At 47.0% G+C, this 18,905-nt stretch carries 14 protein-coding genes; 1 reads left to right on the top strand and 13 read right to left on the bottom strand.

Annotated elements, in window-relative coordinates; translation table 11 throughout:
* Positions 1 to 12: 12 nt before the first annotated feature.
* The 11 genes from V8Q34_RS12780 to argC all read right to left on the bottom strand — a co-directional run bounded on the left by V8Q34_RS12780 (position 13) and on the right by argC (position 12,751).
* Positions 13 to 1,500 carry an alpha-L-fucosidase gene (locus V8Q34_RS12780; protein WP_033140999.1) on the bottom strand — a complete coding sequence of 496 codons (1,488 nt, stop codon included), beginning with the start codon at positions 1,498 to 1,500 and terminating at the stop codon, positions 13 to 15.
* A 16-nt stretch (positions 1,501 to 1,516) separates the two neighbouring features.
* The gene (locus V8Q34_RS12775) at positions 1,517 to 2,350 is read right to left on the bottom strand and encodes a carbohydrate ABC transporter permease (RefSeq protein WP_335835608.1); all 834 of its coding nucleotides are present in this window, start codon (positions 2,348 to 2,350) and stop codon (positions 1,517 to 1,519) included.
* Positions 2,351 to 2,361: 11 nt separating this feature from the next.
* Positions 2,362 to 3,246: a carbohydrate ABC transporter permease gene (locus V8Q34_RS12770; RefSeq protein WP_033141000.1), complete on the bottom strand. Its 885-nt coding sequence runs from the start codon at positions 3,244 to 3,246 to the stop codon at positions 2,362 to 2,364.
* Positions 3,247 to 3,313: 67 nt separating this feature from the next.
* Entirely contained in the window at positions 3,314 to 4,714 is a 1,401-nt protein-coding gene (locus V8Q34_RS12765) for an ABC transporter substrate-binding protein (protein ID WP_335835607.1), read from the bottom strand.
* 51 nt (positions 4,715 to 4,765) lie between these two features.
* A complete protein-coding gene (locus V8Q34_RS12760; protein WP_052099388.1) occupies positions 4,766 to 5,968 on the bottom strand; it encodes an ROK family transcriptional regulator in 1,203 nt (400 codons plus the stop codon).
* Positions 5,969 to 6,246: 278 nt separating this feature from the next.
* The gene (locus V8Q34_RS12755) at positions 6,247 to 7,461 is read right to left on the bottom strand and encodes an ROK family transcriptional regulator (protein WP_335835606.1); all 1,215 of its coding nucleotides are present in this window, start codon (positions 7,459 to 7,461) and stop codon (positions 6,247 to 6,249) included.
* 259 nt (positions 7,462 to 7,720) lie between these two features.
* Entirely contained in the window at positions 7,721 to 8,155 is a 435-nt protein-coding gene (locus tag V8Q34_RS12750; protein ID WP_033141002.1) for a DMT family transporter, read from the bottom strand.
* 167 nt (positions 8,156 to 8,322) lie between these two features.
* A complete protein-coding gene (locus V8Q34_RS12745; protein ID WP_335835605.1) occupies positions 8,323 to 9,525 on the bottom strand; it encodes an aspartate aminotransferase family protein in 1,203 nt (400 codons plus the stop codon).
* Entirely contained in the window at positions 9,509 to 10,408 is a 900-nt protein-coding gene (gene argB / locus V8Q34_RS12740) for an acetylglutamate kinase (protein ID WP_033141004.1), read from the bottom strand. Before argB ends, V8Q34_RS12745 begins: the two co-directional genes overlap by 17 nt.
* Before the next feature lie 58 nt (positions 10,409 to 10,466).
* On the bottom strand, positions 10,467 to 11,690 hold the full coding sequence (argJ, locus tag V8Q34_RS12735) for a bifunctional glutamate N-acetyltransferase/amino-acid acetyltransferase ArgJ (protein ID WP_033141005.1): 1,224 nt from the start codon (positions 11,688 to 11,690) through the stop codon (positions 10,467 to 10,469).
* Positions 11,691 to 11,710: 20 nt separating this feature from the next.
* Positions 11,711 to 12,751, bottom strand: coding sequence for an N-acetyl-gamma-glutamyl-phosphate reductase (argC, locus tag V8Q34_RS12730; protein ID WP_187370709.1), 1,041 nt, complete (start codon positions 12,749 to 12,751; stop codon positions 11,711 to 11,713).
* 456 nt (positions 12,752 to 13,207) lie between these two features.
* Here argC and V8Q34_RS12725 point away from each other — a divergent pair, with 456 nt between their 5' ends.
* Positions 13,208 to 14,437 carry an argininosuccinate synthase gene (locus V8Q34_RS12725; RefSeq protein ID WP_033141008.1) on the top strand — a complete coding sequence of 410 codons (1,230 nt, stop codon included), beginning with the start codon at positions 13,208 to 13,210 and terminating at the stop codon, positions 14,435 to 14,437.
* A gap of 500 nt (positions 14,438 to 14,937) precedes the next feature.
* On the opposite strand, the gene V8Q34_RS12720 is transcribed toward V8Q34_RS12725, so the two are convergent.
* Together V8Q34_RS12720 and hflX are read right to left on the bottom strand one after the other, a co-directional pair.
* Entirely contained in the window at positions 14,938 to 17,310 is a 2,373-nt protein-coding gene (locus tag V8Q34_RS12720) for a ribonucleoside triphosphate reductase (protein ID WP_033141009.1), read from the bottom strand.
* 244 nt (positions 17,311 to 17,554) lie between these two features.
* Positions 17,555 to 18,796 carry a GTPase HflX gene (gene hflX / locus V8Q34_RS12715; RefSeq protein WP_033141010.1) on the bottom strand — a complete coding sequence of 414 codons (1,242 nt, stop codon included), beginning with the start codon at positions 18,794 to 18,796 and terminating at the stop codon, positions 17,555 to 17,557.
* Positions 18,797 to 18,905 lie beyond the last annotated feature (109 nt).

Below are 18,905 nucleotides of genomic sequence, written 5' to 3'. Positions count from 1 at the left end.
GCACGCCCCCCGTCACATATAAATATTCTTTCTCTTGATTTTCAGGACAGTAGCAATGTTGTTTTTCCTGGCCTTTGCCGTGTCGATAAGAAGAACATCACCTTCTGCACTCCATGTAAGCGGCTGTCCGTCACCTAAAACGGTTATGCTTTCAATCTCCTCCTTATAGACCATTGGAAGTATATGATGCAGCGCCACCTGGTCTCCTATTCTTCCCAGCGCAGATGCATAGATATACTCATCTCTCATGGTATACCGGATGTCCCTCGGTGTATATTCCACTTCATCCATCTCACTAAAGGCACCGGAACCGGTCATTTTAGTAGGACCCTCCTCTGCTGTACGCCACGGTGTGGTATCATAGACTGCCTCTCCGTTTTCCTCTAGCCATGCCCCCATTTCCAGCAGTATTTTCCTGGCTTCTTCCGGGATGGTTCCATCCGGCTTTGGCCCCACGTTCAAAAGCAGATATCCATTTTTGCTTACATTGTCCAGCAGATAATGGATCAGGGATTTGGCTGATTTATATTCTGCATCCTGCATATATCCCCAGGCTTCTCCCGCGTCCACTGTAGTGTCCGTGATCCAGTCATGGTATGTAGCTTCCGCGAACCTTCCCTGTTCCAGGTCAATCAGACCCGTGCCCACAGGCAGGTGGTTCCATTTGTAGGAGACAACTGTCTTCTGACCATTTTTCTCCGCCATATCCCTGTAGTAAGTGAGAAATTTTCTCTGATAATAATCATTGATAAAAGCCAGACCGAAATCAAACCATATGTAATCCGGGCTGTATGCATCTATGACTTCTTTCAGCTTAATAAACCATTTCTCATGAAACGCCGCGCTCGGAAGGTCCTGTGCGATCCACTGCCTGTCTATAGCGCCGTCCATGGTATCGGACCAGCGGATCGGTTCCGGCAGATATCTTTTGTCAGATCCCCAGTCCATATTATGCGCCTCGCCGTACAGACCTGCGTATCTTGGGTCTGAGGTGTCATATTCCTTTACCCAGTGAGGATAGAATTTCCAATTTTCCGCATGGTGGAAAGCTGTCATGAAGTGCATACCCTGCTTCCGCACTGCTTTTTCCAGTTCTCCTACCACATCCCTCTTAGGCCCCATGGCTGCTGCATTCCATTCATTGACACGGCTGTCCCACATGCTGAATCCATCGTGGTGTTCCGCCACAGGACCTGCAAATCTCGCACCTGCTTTTTTAAATAATTCTGCCCATTCCGCAGCGTCAAATTTTTCCCCGGTAAACATGGGGATCAAATCTTTATATCCCGTCTTGGAAGGGTGCCCGAAATGCTTGCAGTGATAGGCAAACTGGTCGGTCCCCTCCTGATACATCTTATACGGATACCAGGAAACATTTGGACCAAATGCCGGCACACTGTAAACACCCCAGTGTGTATAAATCCCGAATTTTGCTTTTTTCATCCAGTCCGGTGTCCGGTAATCCGTCAGTTCTTTCCAATCCTTTACTTTTATCCCCATAATTTTCTTCTCCTTTTTATTTGTTAGCACCGCTTGTCAGCCCTTTCACTACATTTTCCTGCAGTACCAGATACATGGTAAGAGGCGGCAGAATGGCTATGAAGATAGCTGCCATCAATGCGCCGTAATCACTTTTCCTGGCTCCCACAAAATTAAGCAGACCCACCGAGATGGTTCTGAGTTCCGCCTTACCTATAAACACCATGGAGACCAGAAGGTCATTCCATGTGTACATAAATACAAATATACCAACTGTTGCGATCGCAGGCTTCACAAGGGGCAGAACAATCCTTGTAAATACCTTATATATACTGCATCCGTCAATGATCGCGGCTTCCTCCAGGGATGTGGGAAGGCTGTTCATGGAGCCTGTTATGATAAAGGTAGCCAGCGGCATATGGGACGCTGTAAAAAGCAGGATCAAGATCAGATAATTATCTCTGATATCAAAATTATTGATCGCCCAGGCCAAAGGTACAATGATACTCTGGATTGGCACCATCATTCCTATGACAAAATAAACTCTGACAGCACCCTGTCCCTTAAAACGAAGGCGGGAGATTGCAAAAGAAACCATACTTGCAGCCAGAGCCGTAAGTGCCAGTGTCACAATCGCCAGAAACATGCTGTTTAAAAACTGCCTTCCTATATTTCCTATTTCAATGGCTGTCTTATAATTTTCAAAATGAAATTCCGAAGGAAATTTGAATGGTGAAGTAAAAATTTCCGTATTTGTCTTAACAGATGAAATTATAACGAAATACAGCGGATAAATGAAAATAAAAAGAAAGAAAAAAGAAACCAGGTATAATATTATTTTTTTCGTTATTTTTCTAGTATGATCGTTCATTTTCTTCCTCCTTAATACTCCAGCCGTTCCCGTTTTGTAATGCGGAGACTTATGACAGTAAATATAACGCTCAAAATAAAGATATAAACACCGATAACAGATGCCTTTCCGAAGTCATTGTACCGGAAAGCCTCTTTGTATAAAAGTGTACTGGGCACATCGGTCAGACCGTTTGGACCTCCCTCTGTCATAACATAGACCAGATCAAACGTTTTCAATACTGCGGTTACGATCACAACGATGCTGGAAATGATCGATTCCCATATCATTGGAATGATAATATGGAACACTTTTTTTAATCCCACCGCTCCGTCCAGTTTTGCTGCCTCCACCACATCGTCAGGAATCCCTGAAATAGCAGCGTAACTGACAGTCATATGAAACCCGATGCCGCACCATGTATTCACCAGAATAATAGTTGTCATGGCCGTATTCTTATCTACCAGCCAGCTTTTCACCAGACTGTCAAGACCAATTCCCTGAAGCATGGTATTCAGAACTCCTGTGGGCATCAGAATAAAGTACCAAAGAAGACCAATAACGGTTGTGGAAAGTACCTGAGGTACAAAATACGCAAACTTAAAAAAACGATATCCCCTGAACCGCTCACTGAGCATAACCGCCAGCAGAAGCCCAATGGGAAGCTGCGTACACAATGTCAGCACCATGAACCACATAATATTTTTGATGGAATGCCAGAACATGGCATCTGTAATAACCGCCTTAAAATTACTGAATCCCACAAATACCATGGGGACATTTTTGATTCCATTCCACTTAAAAAAGGACATGACCAGGGAACCGCCGATAGGAACCATTAAAAGTACTGTATATAAAAGGAATCCCGGCATCAGAAAACATAACACTGCCTTTTTATTCCTTCTTATTCTCTCCATTGCTGTACCTCCTTTTCTGAAAAGGCCGCTGCAGAGCCAAACTGCAGCGGCCTGATGTTACTTCCGGTTACTGGCCTGAACCAGCCGCTTCCAACCGGCTTTGAATCTGTTCTGCCGCTTCATCTGCTGTCATTCCGGTAAGTGCGCCGATAAATGCTTCTCCCACAATATCCTCCAATACTGCCACTGTATCGTAAGCCCAGGCATCACTGCCCCATACCTTAACATCATTTTCCTTTATCGTGAGCAGATCAGCAAGAAGAGGACTCATCTTGTCAGTTTCCAGTTCAACATCATTTCTGACTGGAATGTTGCCGCAGTCATAGGCATATCTCTGCTGGGTCTCCTTGCTGGCAAACATGCTGGCAAGCTCCCACACATATTTGAGTTTCTCCGGTTCATCCTTCAGGTGGCCGCCCAATTCCAACTGTGACGGATATGCAATATCATTGTCCTTAAATTCTTCCCTGTCAGTGAAATACGGCATGCGGAATACACCTACATTGTCCTCCATGTCTTTAAGTTCTGCGATCCTCCAGCTTCCGTCAAATGACATGGCTGTCTGTCCGCTGACAAACATAGCTTTTTCTGTCTCATAATCAAGGCCCAGATAATCTTCCCCGAAGATTCCTCTGTCTGCCAGGTCCTGTATAAACGCAATCGTTTCCACTACATCTTCATCTGTCCATTTTGCTTTTCTTCCGCCCAGTTCCTTTGCCTTTTCCACTCCGCACATCTTGTAGAGAAGTCCTGTCTGGATATGTACTACCCGCCATGCATTGGAAGCACCTACAACCCATGGCGTGACCCCTGACTCTTTGAGTTTATCGCATACATCATAGAATTCATCCCAGGTCTCCGGTGCTTTTTCAATCCCTGCTTTCTGGAACAGTTCTTTGTTGTAATAGAAGACTTCCATCTGATTGTTAATGGGCAGTGCGTATGTCCCCTCTGTTCCGACAGACGACAGTTCCATCATATCAAGAAGTGTGGAATCCACATTGTCTTTGATATCCGGTGTCTCTGCAATTAAATCGGTCAGGTCCAGAAAAACTCCCGTGTCTGCATATTCCTTCATGATACTGATGCCGGGCCACTGGATAATGTCCGCCACATTGCCGGATGCAATATCTGTTTTGAACTGGTTCGTAAAGCTGTTGCTGTCATTTGTACTCTCATCCTGGATAGTGATATCCGGGTATTTTTCCTGAAACTCCTGAAGGACCTCCTCTTTCAGCTTAGTTCCGCTGTCAGCGCCTGACATTCTTGTAAGAAGACGGATAGTGATCTCCTCCCCGCTCCCTTCCTTTTCAGAATCTGTTTTTGCCTCATCTGTCTTTGTCTCTGTCTTACTTTCAGCATCCTGGCCCCCGTCCGCGCCTGTATTGCCGCCGCAGGCAGAGAGTCCTGCTGATGCCATAACTGCTGCCAAAAGCACTGCGATTTTCTTTCTCATTCCTTTACTCATAATTAATACCTCCATAATTTTTGCTGTACCCTTAGGACATTTTTTCCGGATCTAATTCCCATATTTTATAAACTTCTTCAGCACCAGGGATGCGGATCCGACTGCGGTGCCGTTCTCACCCATCTGAGAAATAACCAATTTCACCTGCCTTCCTGCAAATTTCATCTGCCTCTCGCGAAGCACTTCCTTTACTTTCTTTAAAAAAATATCACCTGCGTTGGTCAGACCCCCAAATAAAATGATCAGGTCTGGGTCCAGCAGATTAATATAATTTGCCAGTCCGATTCCAATATACTGCATGGCCCGTTCTGTTATCTGTATTGCCAGACGATCCCCCAGACGCGCCGCTTCAAATACTGTTTTCGCTTCAATACGATTGATATCTTCATTAACCAGTTCCATTATTTTCGTTGCATTGCCTTCCAATACAGCGATCTTGGCATCTCTGGCGATAGCATTTCCCGACGCGATAGCCTCCAGACAGCCAAGGTTGCCGCAGTTACATTTTGGACCGTTTTTCTCCAGGATGATATGGCCAATCTCTCCGCTGCTTCCTGAACTTCCCCTGTAAAACTCCCCTTCCCGCATGATAGCAGAACCAATTCCGTGTCCCAGATTTACCACTAGAAAATTTCTGGAATCCACACCTGCCCCGAAATAATATTCTCCCATAGCCAGTGCCCGGTTTGCGTTCTCAATTGTAATGTCCATCTTAAACCGTTCACGGATGGGTGTTAACATGTCAACATTCTCCCATTTAAAATCAGGGGAAAACAGAACCTTTCCGCTTTTCTCATCCAGAATTCCCGGCATGCCGATTCCCATACCTAATATCTGCTTCCTGGACAGTCCGCTCTCGCGTATCACATTCTCTATCACCTGAATCAGCCTGGATATCCATACCTCAGGCACAGCTGTGCCTCCAGTCTCCATGATTTCACGGATAAATACCTCCCCGGCAAGATTCATCATCAGCACATTGGTTTTACTGCGCCCTACCCCTACTCCGATAATATATTTCGAGTCTGGTACCAGCTCCAATAACTCCGGGCGCTTTCCCCCGCTGGATTCACCCTTTCCCACATCCTGCACAAACTGTTTATGAGAAAATTCCTCTGTTATTTTCATGACTGTTGGAATACTAAGGCCGATAGTCCGCGCAATCTCCGCGCGGCTGATAGGCCCTTTTCTTCTTATCAGATCAAAAACCATACTCCGGTTCATCTGCGCCATTGCAAATTTATCATATTTCACTTTTATCTGCTCCTTAATAACTTACTTAATTTAACTAACTAACTGAATAAAAAAAATAATTTCGCTATATTTAGACAAATTATCTTTTTTTCTTTCCGGTACGCTCAGATGTCTTCCATATTTCGGAGTTACTTAATTAACTTAACTAACTTTATATGTGAATTATAACGTACTATTCTTTCATTGTCAACCCCTTTTTGTGCATTTTAACATTAATTATGGAGAGATGATTGGGGCGCCGAAAAGTCCCTGAAAAACTTCGCGGGGCGTCCGACTTCTCAGAACGCCCCGCCCTTTTCTATAAACAGCCTTGTCAGCATAGTGGCAGCGCCAATGGCTGTGGCATATTCTCCCAATGTACCAATTCTTATCACAACATTTTTTCCGGTATACTTCATTTTATATTTCTCAACGGTTTTCTGCATCTGCTCAAAAAATAAATCCTGGGATTTTGTCAGACCGCCGGCAAGAATGATCGCATCCGGGTCCAGCAGGTTAATACTGCTGGCTATGGCTATTCCCACATACTCCATTGCCTCCTCTATAACTTTCCGGCTTAATATATCCCCCGCCCTGGCTGCCTCAAACACCATCTCTGCTTCTATTCTTCCCTGTTCAGATGCCATTCTGCTGACCAGACTCTGCTTTCCCTCTTTTATTTCCTGCTCCATCCGTTTCGCAATGGCATTGCCGGAAGCCAGCGCCTCCAGGCATCCTCGATTGCCGCAGTCGCAGAGCGGTCCGTCAGACTCCATGATCATATGCCCGAATTCACCGCAGGTTCCGCTTTTTCCATACAGTAACTCTCCGTTCTCAATAATAGCAGCTCCTATGCCGTACCCCAGATTGATGCATAGTATATATTCTGCGTTCTTTGCTGCACCGTAGGTGTATTCTCCAATTGCCAGAGCACGGTTTGCATTTTCTAAAAGAATCCTGAAATCCGGAAGGCGGTTTTGAAAAATGCGCATCAGAGGCACATTTACCCAGTTAAAATCAGGCGAGAAGATAACATCCCCTTTTGCATAATCCAGAATGCCCGGCATACCGATGCCGATTCCCATAAAACGTTCTTTGGAAATACCGCTTTTTATGATCAGGGCCTCCACATGGGATGCTATTTTTTCCAGAAACTGTTCCGGCTTTTTGATATCCTCCTCTGTGGTAGGAAAACATTCCTTTGACATAATGACAGCCGCCATATCGATAATCACGATCTTCACGTAATGGCGGCCGATATCTATTCCTGTTATGTAATAAGCGTTTGAAACAAATTCCAGTAAATCAGGTCTTTTTCCTCCTGTAGACTCACCTTTTCCGATAGTTTTCACCAGATTCTGCCGTTCAAATTCCTCTGTGATCTTCATCACTGTAGGAATACTCAGCTCAGCCTTCCTTGCGATCTCCGCTTTGTTGATCGGGCCTTGTGTCCGAATCATCTCCAGCACTATCTTCTTGTTCAACTGTGCCATCATAGCCTTGTTATATGACATTCTCTTCCCTCATTTTTCTCCCTGACGGACTCTCGTAATTCCTTGGTGTTTTTTTCCAGAGTTTCTTCTTTTATTTTAATCTAGGCCATTCATTTTTTCAACTGTTGATTTGCAGCTTCTGTGTAATAAGTCCAGGCAGGTCTGCGTATATACAGACATCCAGCCCATCCCAAAGCGATTTTCTGTTCTCTGCTTTTGCAGACGGCCGGCAGAAATTTCTGCCGGCCATCCAAAATACGTCTTTCCTGTTCTTCCATTGTCATGTTTCCCACTTAAATATGACGATACCAGCAATAGCCACTGCCATGCCGATCAGCTTTCTCCATTCAAAACCAACCTTCTCCACGCCGAAGATACCGAATACTTCAATCAGATACGCCACGGCAAGCTGTGCGATCACAATGAGCATTGCCGCACGGGCCGGGCCCAGGGAAGACATGCTCTGGATAACGGTTACGGTGATAAAAGCGCCTATGACTCCGCCCAGTAAGATGTATTTATGATCCACTCTTGCCAGGTCGGTTATCTTGTCTCTTCCTGTAAAGAGCCAGGCTGCAATACAGACCAGAAACGCTGAAATCTGCACCCATCCTGTGGATACCCACAAGCTCGTCTGTTTTGTCAGCGCTGTATTGAATACACCTTGTACGCTCATCAGCGCACCTGACAGAAGTGCAACTAAAAGACCCCACATAAAAAATCCCTCCACATCCTTTTTCTAACTAGAATGTCCCGATAGGCTGTTTTTATGCGAATCTTTATGGAAATGGCAAAACGGACCATCCATTTCGGACAGTCCGCTCACTCTTTTATAAGAATGCAGCAGGTCTGCGCATTTCCTGTGCTGACCGTAAAAAATCATCAGTCAGGCAAAAAGCTTTTCTCCAGCTTTTCAATCATTTCATCCACATCCGCCTCTGTGATCACAAGCGGAGGTACAAGACGAAGAACATCACTTCCTGCAGAAATGACAAGAAGGCCGTTCTCTATGGCTTTTGTCACGATCTCTCCCACCGGGCGGCCGGAGACAACAAGACCCTGCATCAGGCCTTTTCCCCTTCTGGCTGTGAGGAAATCATATTTTTCTGTCAGGGCATCCAGCTTTTTCTCCAGATATGCAGACACTTCTTTTACATGCTCTGTGATCTTTTCACTCTCAAACAGGTCAAAAACTTTGCTGACTGCCGCGCAGGCAAAAGGATTTCCGCCGTATGTGGTTCCGTGGTCACCGGGTACCAGGGAATTCTCTGCTGTCTTTTTATTCAGCACAAAGGCCCCGACAGGAACACCACAGCCCAGAGCTTTTGCGGTTGTCATCACATCCGGCTCCACGCCGTAATCCTGGAAGGCAAACATACATCCGGTCCTGCCCATGCCGCACTGGATCTCATCCAGGATCAGCAGGATATCATGTTCGTCACACAGGGCACGCACACCTTTTAAGAACTCCGGTTCTGCCGGGTAGATGCCGCCCTCACCCTGGACAGTCTCCATAATGACGGCACAGGTCTTCTCCGTGATCTGGCTTTTTATACTCTCCAGATCATTGAAGTCGGCAAATTTAATACCGCCGATCAGAGGCTTGAATGGCTCCTGATAGTGAGTATTTCCCGTTACGGACAGAGCGCCTAAGCTTCTGCCGTGGAAGGAATGCTTCATGGCAATGATCTCGTGGTCTGTTTTCTTGTCCTTCAGCCAGGCATATTTCCTGGCCACCTTGATCGCACCCTCAATGGCTTCTGTGCCGCTGTTGGTGAAAAACGCCTTGTCAAGGCCGGAGGCTTTTGTAAGCTTCTCAGCCGCTTCCACCATGGGCACATTGTAGAACAGATTTGACGTGTGGATCACTTTATCGATCTGGTCTTTCAGTGCCCGGTTATATGTCTGGTTGTTGTAGCCCAGCGCAAAAACAGCAATGCCCGCTGCAAAATCCAGATATTCTTTTCCGTCCACATCGTAAAGACGGACGCCGTCTCCCTTTTCAAGAACCACCGGAAAACGGTTGTAGGTGTGGAGAACTACATTCTCCGCCCGTTCCATATATGCATTACTCCTGGTCATCATGATAATATTTCCCCTCGCCTTTCCTCAGGATCGCTGTACCGATCCCTTTATTTGTGAAAATTTCCAAAAGCAGGCAGTGCGGAATCCTGCCGTCCAGAATATGGACTCTGGAAACACCCTCCTCTATGGCATCAATGCAGTTCTGCAGCTTTGGAATCATGCCGCCTCCCACATTGCCGTTTTCAATCAGGTTCTTCGCGTCTTTTACAAAAAGTTCGGAGATGAGGCTGGAAGGGTCCTCCGGATCTCTGTACACACCCTCAATATCTGTGAGGAATGCCAGCTTCTCCGCTTTCATGGAGCATGCTATGGCACATGCCGCGTCATCCGCATTGATATTGTAAGTGGCAAAATCATCTCCCAGGCCGATCGGACACACGATAGGAAGGAAATCCTTTTCCAGCAGATCATAGAGAATCTTTGGATTTACGGTTTTTACATCGCCCACATAGCCGATATCCTGACCGTCGGAGAGTTTTTTGCTGACATTCAGGAGGCTGCCGTCTTTTCCGCTGATCCCCACTGCCTTTACACCCAGGGACTGCACCAGGGTCACAAGCTCCTTGTTCACTTTTCCAAGGACCATCTCCGCGATTTCCATGGTCTCATCGTCTGTCACGCGAAGGCCGTTTACAAACTTTGCCTCTTTTCCGACCTTACCCACCCAGCGGCTGATCTCCTTGCCGCCGCCGTGGACAATGATGGGTTTAAAGCCAACCAGCTTTAAAAGTACCACATCCTTGATCACGTCGCGTTTGAGCTGTTCATCCACCATGGCGCTTCCACCGTATTTTACAACAATGACTTTCCTGTTAAAACGCTGTATGTACGGGAGCGCCTCGATCAGCACCTCCGCTTTATCAAGATATTTCTGATTCACCATTTCTCTATATCCTCCGTCAAATATTTGTGTAACTGTTCCGTCTTTGAGACATTATGCATTATGAGCGGTAATCCGCATTGATCTTTACATAGTCATACGTCAGGTCACATCCCCATGCGGTAGCTTCGGCATCCCCCATCTTGATATCCGCAATGGCAGTCACTTCTTTTTCTGACAGGATCTTTGTGGCCTCCTCCTCGCTGTATCCGGTTGCCACGCCGTCCTCTATGATCTTCAGGCTGCCCGCTGCGCTCTCAAAGTATAAATCCACTTTTTCAGGGTCAAACTGCGCTCCGGAATATCCCATGGCGCACAGGATACGTCCCCAGTTGGCGTCGTGCCCGAAAATAGCGGCTTTCGTAAGGTTTGAGGTGATGATGGATTTGCTCAGGGTCACTGCCTGTTCTTTGCTTTCGGCGTGGATCACCTTAACCTCGAACAGGGCGGTGGCACCCTCTCCGTCTGCTGCGATGTGTTTTGCCAGCCAGGTATTTACATAGCCGAGAGCCTCTGTGAATTTGGCATAATCTTCATTTTTTTCTGTGATCTCCGCATTCTGTGCCTGTGCGTTTGCCAGGAGGAGAACCGTGTCATTGGTGGAGGTGTCGCCATCCACGGAGACCATGTTGTAGGTATCCTTTACACTGTCGCTGAGTGCTTCCTGGAGCAGTTCTTTGCTGATATTCACATCCGTGGTCACAAATCCCAGCATGGTGCACATATTGGGATGGATCATGCCGGAGCCTTTGCACATTCCGCCGATGGTCACTTTCTTTCCGTCTATCTCCGTCTCCACCGCGATTTCCTTCTTCACAGTGTCTGTAGTCATGATGGATTCCGCGGCCAGGGTGCCTGCTGCTGCCGTTTCCGAGAGCAGGGGCACCATTTTCTTCACGCCCGCTTCCAGAATATCCATGGGAAGCTGTTTTCCGATCACGCCTGTGGAAGCCACCAGCACAGAATCTTCCGGGATTCCCAGGATCTCGGCCGCCGCCTGAGCTGTCTTTTTACAGTATCCAAAGCCCTCTTCCCCTGTACAGGCATTGGCGATCCCACTGTTGCAGACAACCGCCTGCGCTGCCGGCGCATGATAGACAATCTGCTGGTCCCATTTGACAGGGGCTGCTTTTACAACATTTGTGGTGAAAGTACCGGCCGCTTTGCAGGGTACTGTGCTGTATATCATAGCCATGTCCTTGGCATTTCCTTTTTTGATTCCCGCCGCGATTCCCGCTGCCTGAAATCCCTGTGCTGCGGTCACGCCGCCGTTAATAACTTTCATCTGCTTCGTCCTCCTATCACTTACGGGAACATGGGCACCAGCTTCAGGCCCTCTGTCTCCTCAAATCCAAACATCAGATTCATATTCTGCACCGCCTGGCCTGCCGCACCTTTTACCAGGTTATCAATAGCGCCCATCATGATCACGCGGTTTGTTCTCTTGTCGATTTTAAAATTCACATCCACAAAATTGCTGCCCTCCACCCATTTCGTCTGCGGGCATACATCCTGATCCAGGATGCGGATGAAATACTCACTGCCGTAATATTTTTCATAGGCTGCACGGATGGTGTCATAGTCTGCGTCCTTTGTCAGGGAGGCATAGGCAGTCACCAGGATTCCCCTGTTCATGGGCACCAGATGGGGGGTAAAATTCAGACAGAACGCTCTGCCTGCCGCGTACCCAAGCTGTTCTTCTATTTCCGGTGTATGGCGGTGGGTTGCCACACCGTATGCCTTGATATTTTCATTGACTTCACAGTAGAGATTGTCAATCTTTGCTCCCCTGCCCGCTCCTGAGGTTCCTGACTTTGCGTCAATGATCAGTGTCTCCGGCCGGATCAGACCTTCTTTTACCAGAGGATAACAGGTTAAAATGCTGCAAGTGGTATAACAGCCCGGGTTTGCCACCAGGCGGGCCTTTTTCACGTCCTCCCGGTTGAGTTCACAGAGGCCGTAGACGGCTTCTTCTATAAAGGACGGGGATTTATGCTGGATTTTGTACCACTCCTCGTATACTTTCACATCCTTTAAACGGAAGTCTGCGCTCAGATCCACAATCTTTACTTTGGAGAGGATCTCTTCATTCACCAGAGACGCGCATAAGCCCTGGGGTGTTGCTGTGAAGATCACATCCACTTCGTCGGCCAGGGCCTCCATATTGTCATCCATACATTTGTCATCCACCAGCTTAAACATATTCTGGTAGACCTCGTAGTATTTTTTATCTATGTAGCTTCTGGAACCGTACCATTTGATTTCCACTTCTTTATGATTTAAAAGTAATCTGACAAGTTCGCCGCCGGCGTAGCCGGTTGCCCCGATGATTCCTGCTTTTATCATGTTCTTCAACAACCTTTCTTAAGTAATCTTTATCTTCTTTCATTTCCGCAGCGCTTTGGCCGCTTGTGTATACCTTTATCATACTCCAGTTGTTTTGCATAGTAAAGCTTTATCCTGTCTGCAGCATGATGCATAAAAGTTTCCCTCGATTGCATAATCATACATCTTTTCTGTATAATATGCAAGCCTTTTTTTGAGAAATTTTCCAGTTTTTTTCTGACACACACATTTGTTATTCCATATATTAATTAAGGAAACTTTGATATCAAGTAAAATGATACATAAAATTTTTTTACATTTTTTTCATTTTACTATTGCATAAATATTAAAGTTGTTGTATAGTAAATCATGTCGAAAGCAAATACAAAATTTTAGAGCGGGGCACACGGGCTGCAGGAATGCAGATTCGGATATGCTCCGGTACATAGAAAAAGGAAAATACAGGAGGAATTTATCATGAAAGAAAAGGTTATCTTAGCATATTCAGGCGGACTGGACACAACAGCACTGATTCCGTGGCTGAAAGAAAATTTTGATTATGAAGTTATCTGCTGCTGTGTAGACTGCGGACAGGGAAATGAGCTGGACGGATTGGACGAACGTGCCAAATTATCAGGCGCATCCAAATTATATATTGAAAACATCATCGACGAATTCTGTGACGATTACATTGTTCCCTGCGTTCAGGCAGGTGCTGTCTATGAGCACAAATATCTGCTTGGTACCTCCATGGCCCGTCCCGGAATCGCCAAAAAACTGGTTGAGATCGCAAGGAAAGAAGGCGCCACTGCTGTCTGCCACGGTGCTACCGGAAAAGGAAATGACCAGATTCGTTTTGAGCTTGGGATCAAAGCTCTGGCTCCTGATCTGAAGATCATTGCTCCATGGCGTATGACAGATGTATGGACCATGCAGTCACGTGAGGATGAGATAGAGTTCTGTAAAGCACACGGCATCAACCTTCCTTTTGACGCAAGTCACAGCTACAGCCGTGACCGTAACTTATGGCACATCAGCCATGAGGGACTGGAACTGGAAGACCCGGCACAGGAGCCCAACTATGATGACCTGCTGGTTCTCGGCGTAACACCGGAGAAAGCTCCGGATGAAGGGGAATATGTGACCATGACCTTTGAAAAAGGTATTCCCACAAGCCTGAACGGAAAATCCATGAAGGTTTCCGAAATCATTACAGAGCTGAATGCCATGGGCGGAAAGCATGGTATCGGTATCATTGATATCGTGGAAAACCGTGTTGTAGGCATGAAATCCCGCGGCGTATATGAGACACCGGGCGGAACCATCCTGATGGAGGCTCATGACCAGTTGGAAGAACTGATCCTGGACCGCGATACCATGGAGACAAAGAAAAAACTGGGCAGCCAGTTTGCCCAGATTGTATATGAAGGAAAATGGTTCACACCGCTGCGCGAAGCGATCCAGGCATTTGTGGAAAGCACACAGCAGTATGTGACAGGTGAAGTGAAATTCAAACTGTACAAAGGCAATATCATCAAAGCCGGTACCACTTCTCCGTACAGCCTGTACAGCGAGTCACTGGCATCCTTCACAACCGGAGACCTGTATGACCACCACGATGCAGATGGATTTATCACTCTGTTCGGTCTGCCGCTGAAGGTTCGCGCCATGAAAATGGCAGAGGCTGCAAAGAGCCAGAATAAATAAGCCTGTATTGTAACGATTCAGCCAGCTGAATCGTTACGGGTATTCGCCCATTAAAAATCGCTTCGCGATGGGGCGAATACCTGCCGCCATTACTCTTTTGCACGGTCAGCGCAGTAAATGCGCAGACCTGACTGAACAGTTACCCTATATTTTCTTTTACTTATATTTTTATGCGGAAGGCAGCCGGGAGATATCCCGGCTGTCTTTCTGTATGGCAAAATCCGGTCAGGTGGGTAATCTATAGATGCAGTCTGCCAGACGGGAACCCCCGCCTGACGCTGCCAAGAAATTTATAGAAATGGTATATTAGAAATGCAGTTTTTTCATAACCAGGCACCGATTTCGGAGTTTTTTTCTGGTTTTCAAAAGAAATCTTTCTCTATCTGCTTTCTATTATGAAGAATATTCTTTATCTTGTCAACGCAAAGGCTCCGACAAGATAAGCAAAAATTCATCTTTTTATACCAAAAAGACCCGGCGTTCAGACCGGGTCTCTGTTATTAATCTTCGTCCACGTATCTCTGAATATTGGACGCATTGACATATTTCTTTGTCTCCTCACCATTGATGACAATGAGGGTCGGTGCCTGCATAACACCGAATTTCCGAGCCAGCTCCGGGTTCTTCTCCGCATCCACCAGCTCGTAGTCCTCGCCTTCCAGCATTTGCTTGGCGATCTTGCAGTTGGGGCAGGTCTCTGTGGTAAAGAGATATTTTGCCGTTACCTGTCCGTTCCTGGTCTCCTCTATCCTCACATCCTCTGCTGTCATGGCCACCGTTTTAGTGCTGCCCTTAAAGTCCGAGTGGGCAATATCATAAACGGTACGGTTCTTGTACTCCTGGCTCTTTCCGTCATTCCAGTTCTGCACCGGACGGTAATAGCCTGTAATACGGCTGTAAACCTCAGCCTTCTTACCGCATTTCGGACAGATAAAATGTTCGCCGGAGAGATAACCGTGGTCTTTGCAGACAGAATATGTAGGTGACAGTGTATAGTATGGCAGACGGTAATTCTGCGCTATTTTTCTTACAAGAGCAGCAGCGGCTTTCCAGTCAGGCAGCTTTTCTCCCAGGAACGCATGGAATACGGTACCGGAGGTATACAGAGTCTGCAGTTCGTCCTGAATATCCAGGGCATCGAAAATATCCGCTGTGTAGTCCACCGGAAGATGGGAGCTGTTGGTGTAATACGGTGTGTCCCCTTCGTTTCCTGCTGTTTTGATATCCGGCCAGCGTTTTCTGTCGTGCTTTGCCAGACGGTAGGAGGTGGATTCTGCCGGAGTTGCTTCCAGGTTGTATAAATCGCCGTACTCTTCCTGATAATCTTTCAGGCGCTCTCTCATGTGGTTCAGCACACGTTTGGAGAATTCCTGAGTTCTCTCATCAGACATGTCGCATTTCAGCCATCTGGCATTTAAACCGGCCTCATTCATGCCCAGAAGACCGATGGTGGAAAAATGGTTCTCAAAGCTTCCCAGATATCTTCTGGTATAGGGATAGAGTCCCTCGTCCAGAAGTTTTGTGATCACATCTCTCTTGATTTTCAGGGAACGGGCTGAAATATCCATCATATGGTCCAGTCTGCGGAAGAAATCTTCCTCATCCTCGGCCAGATATGCGATCCTCGGCATATTGATGGTCACAACGCCCACGGAACCGGTACTCTCCCCTGAACCGAAGAAACCGCCTGTTTTCTTTCTCAGCTCTCTCAAATCAAGGCGGAGACGGCAGCACATACTCCGGACATCACTCGGCTCCATATCACTGTTGATATAGTTTGAAAAATACGGGGTGCCGTATTTGGAAGTCATCTCAAACAACAGCTTATTGTTCTCTGTATCTGACCAGTCAAAATCCCTGGTGATGGAGTAAGTGGGAATGGGATACTGGAAACCGCGTCCATTGGCATCTCCCTCGATCATGGTCTCAATGAAAGCTTTATTCACCATATCCATCTCTTTTTTACAGTCTTTGTATTTAAACGGCATCTCTTCCCCGCCTACAATGGCCGGAAGCTCTGCCAGATCGTTTGGTACGGTCCAGTCCAGAGTGATGTTGGAGAAGGGTGCCTGGGTACCCCAGCGGCTCGGTGTATTGACGCCGTAGATAAAGGACTCCACACATTTTTTCACCTCAGGATAGCTTAAGTTGTCAGTCTTGACAAAAGGTGCCAGGTACGTGTCAAAGGAGGAAAATGCCTGGGCGCCTGCCCATTCATTCTGCATAATTCCCAGGAAATTCACCATCTGGTTGCAGAGCACACTCAGATGCTTGGCCGGGGAGGAGGTGATTTTTCCTTCAATGCCCCCAAGACCTTCCTTGATAAGCTGTTTTAAGGACCAGCCTGCGCAGTATCCTGTCAGCATGGACAGGTCATGGATATGGATATCCGCGTTTCTGTGTGCCTCAGCGATCTCCGTATCGTAGATCTCAGACAGCCAGTAATTGGCCGTTACGGCACCGGAATTGCTCAGAATCAGTCCCCCCACGGAGTAGGTCACTGTGGAGTTCTCCTTGACTCTCCAGTCCTCCACCTTCACATAGCTGTTTACAATCTCTTTGTAGTCCAGAATGGTGGACTTCATATTGCGGATTTTTTCTCTCTGTTTTCTGTACAGGATATAGGACTTCGCCACATCAGAGTAACCTGCCTGAATCAGAACATTCTCCACACTGTCCTGAATATCCTCAACAGAAACCTTCCCCTTTACAATTTTCTTCTGGAAATCTGAAGTCACACGGAGTGCCAGCAGATCCAGCATGTCACTGCTGTATTCATTCTCCGTGGCATCGAATGCCTTCTTGACTGCTTCGGCAATCTTATCCAGCTTAAATTCTGCGATTTCCCCATCACGTTTTACTACCTGAAACATTCCTTTTCCTCCTTATATGTAAAGAAGCAGGACCATCTTGCCGCCCCGCCTCGCATTCACAGAGAATAGCCTCTGTATAAACGCTGTAGGTCTATTGTAGCAAAGGTTATACTTTTCGTCAACCGTAAAAACTACCATATATTGTAAACATTCTTTGAATTTTCCAATATATGGTAGTTTTATTAATCAAATTATTAATTCCTGCGTTGCTCTTCTGCGGCCTTTGACCGGTCGGTATAACGGCTTACAGACGTCCGAAAATATCCTTTGGAACCCTTGCTTTTACTGCGATTCCGCCGTCTGTATACTCCTCCTCCATGAGCTGTCCGTACTTGCGGATCTGCTGCAGAATCCCTGCATCTTTATAAGGAATCACGCGCTCCAGATAGATCTGGTCTTCCGTCACGATTTTTTCCAGCACTTCTTTGAGCCGCTCCAGGCCCTCCCCTGTTTTGGCAGAAATGCGCAGCACATGGTCAGCATTAAAATCACTGAGGATCTGTTCTCCGGAAAGTTTATCCTGCTTGTTGAAAAGTGTCACCACCTTTTTATTGGTCACTTCCAGTTCCCGGAGGGTATCATATACCACACGCATCTGGTCTTCCATCTGAGGATTGGAAGCATCCACCACATGCAGAATGATATCCGCGTATTTTGCTTCCTCCAGGGTACTTTTAAATGCCTCGATCAAGTGATGGGGCAGCTTCCGAATAAAGCCAACGGTATCCGTCAGATAGACTCTGGTTCCCCCGGAAAGCTCCAGCATTCTGGTTGTCGGGTCCAGTGTGGCAAACAGTTTGTCCTCAGAAAGGACCCCGGCATCTGTCAGTGTATTCAAAAGGGTAGACTTACCCGCATTGGTATACCCTACAATAGCGGCTGTCATGACACGGTCCCTTTTCCGGCCCTCGCGCAAAAGCTCCCTGTGGCGCTTCACCTGCTCAAGCTCCCGCTTTAACTGGGAAATGCGCTCCTTGATCAGACGCCTGTCCATCTCCAGCTTCTTCTCACCGGGACCTCTGGTTCCGATACCGCCGCCCAGACGGGAAAGGGAATTGCGCAGCCCCACAAGCCGCACTGCCCGGTAGCGAAGCTGTGCCAGCTCCACCTGGATCTTTCCTTCACTGGTGGAGGCGTGATCCGCAAAAATATCAAGTATCAGAAGAGTCCTGTCCATCACCTTACAGTCCAGCTCCTGCTGCAGGTTGTTCATCTGCACCGGCGACAGCTCATCATCGCAGATAATGCCTGTGGCATCCAGCGCCGTGAGCAGCATTTTCAGCTCCTCCATCTTGCCCTTTCCCACATAGGTACCGGGATGGATCCGCTCTCTTTTCTGGATCACCGTTCCCACTACCAGTGCACCTGCTGTTTTTGTAAGCTCCGCAAGTTCTTCCACGGATTCCTCCGTATCGTCGCCGTCCCCTTCCTGAACGCCTACCAGGATGACACGCTCCTCTGCTTCGTTTAAATCGTATAACTGCATAAAAATCTCCTATAATATGTCTCTGTCAACTTGTCTTCCTGCTGTCCGCAGAGATAATCTGTAAAACTGTCTTATCATCATAACGCTTTTTCTATATGCTGACAAGGGG

The organism is Blautia sp. JLR.GB0024 (assembly GCF_037000545.1).
Lineage (GTDB): Bacteria > Bacillota > Clostridia > Lachnospirales > Lachnospiraceae > Blautia > Blautia celeris.
The sequence above is the reverse complement of the archived record's forward strand: the minus strand, read 5'-3'. Positions and strand labels throughout refer to the sequence as shown.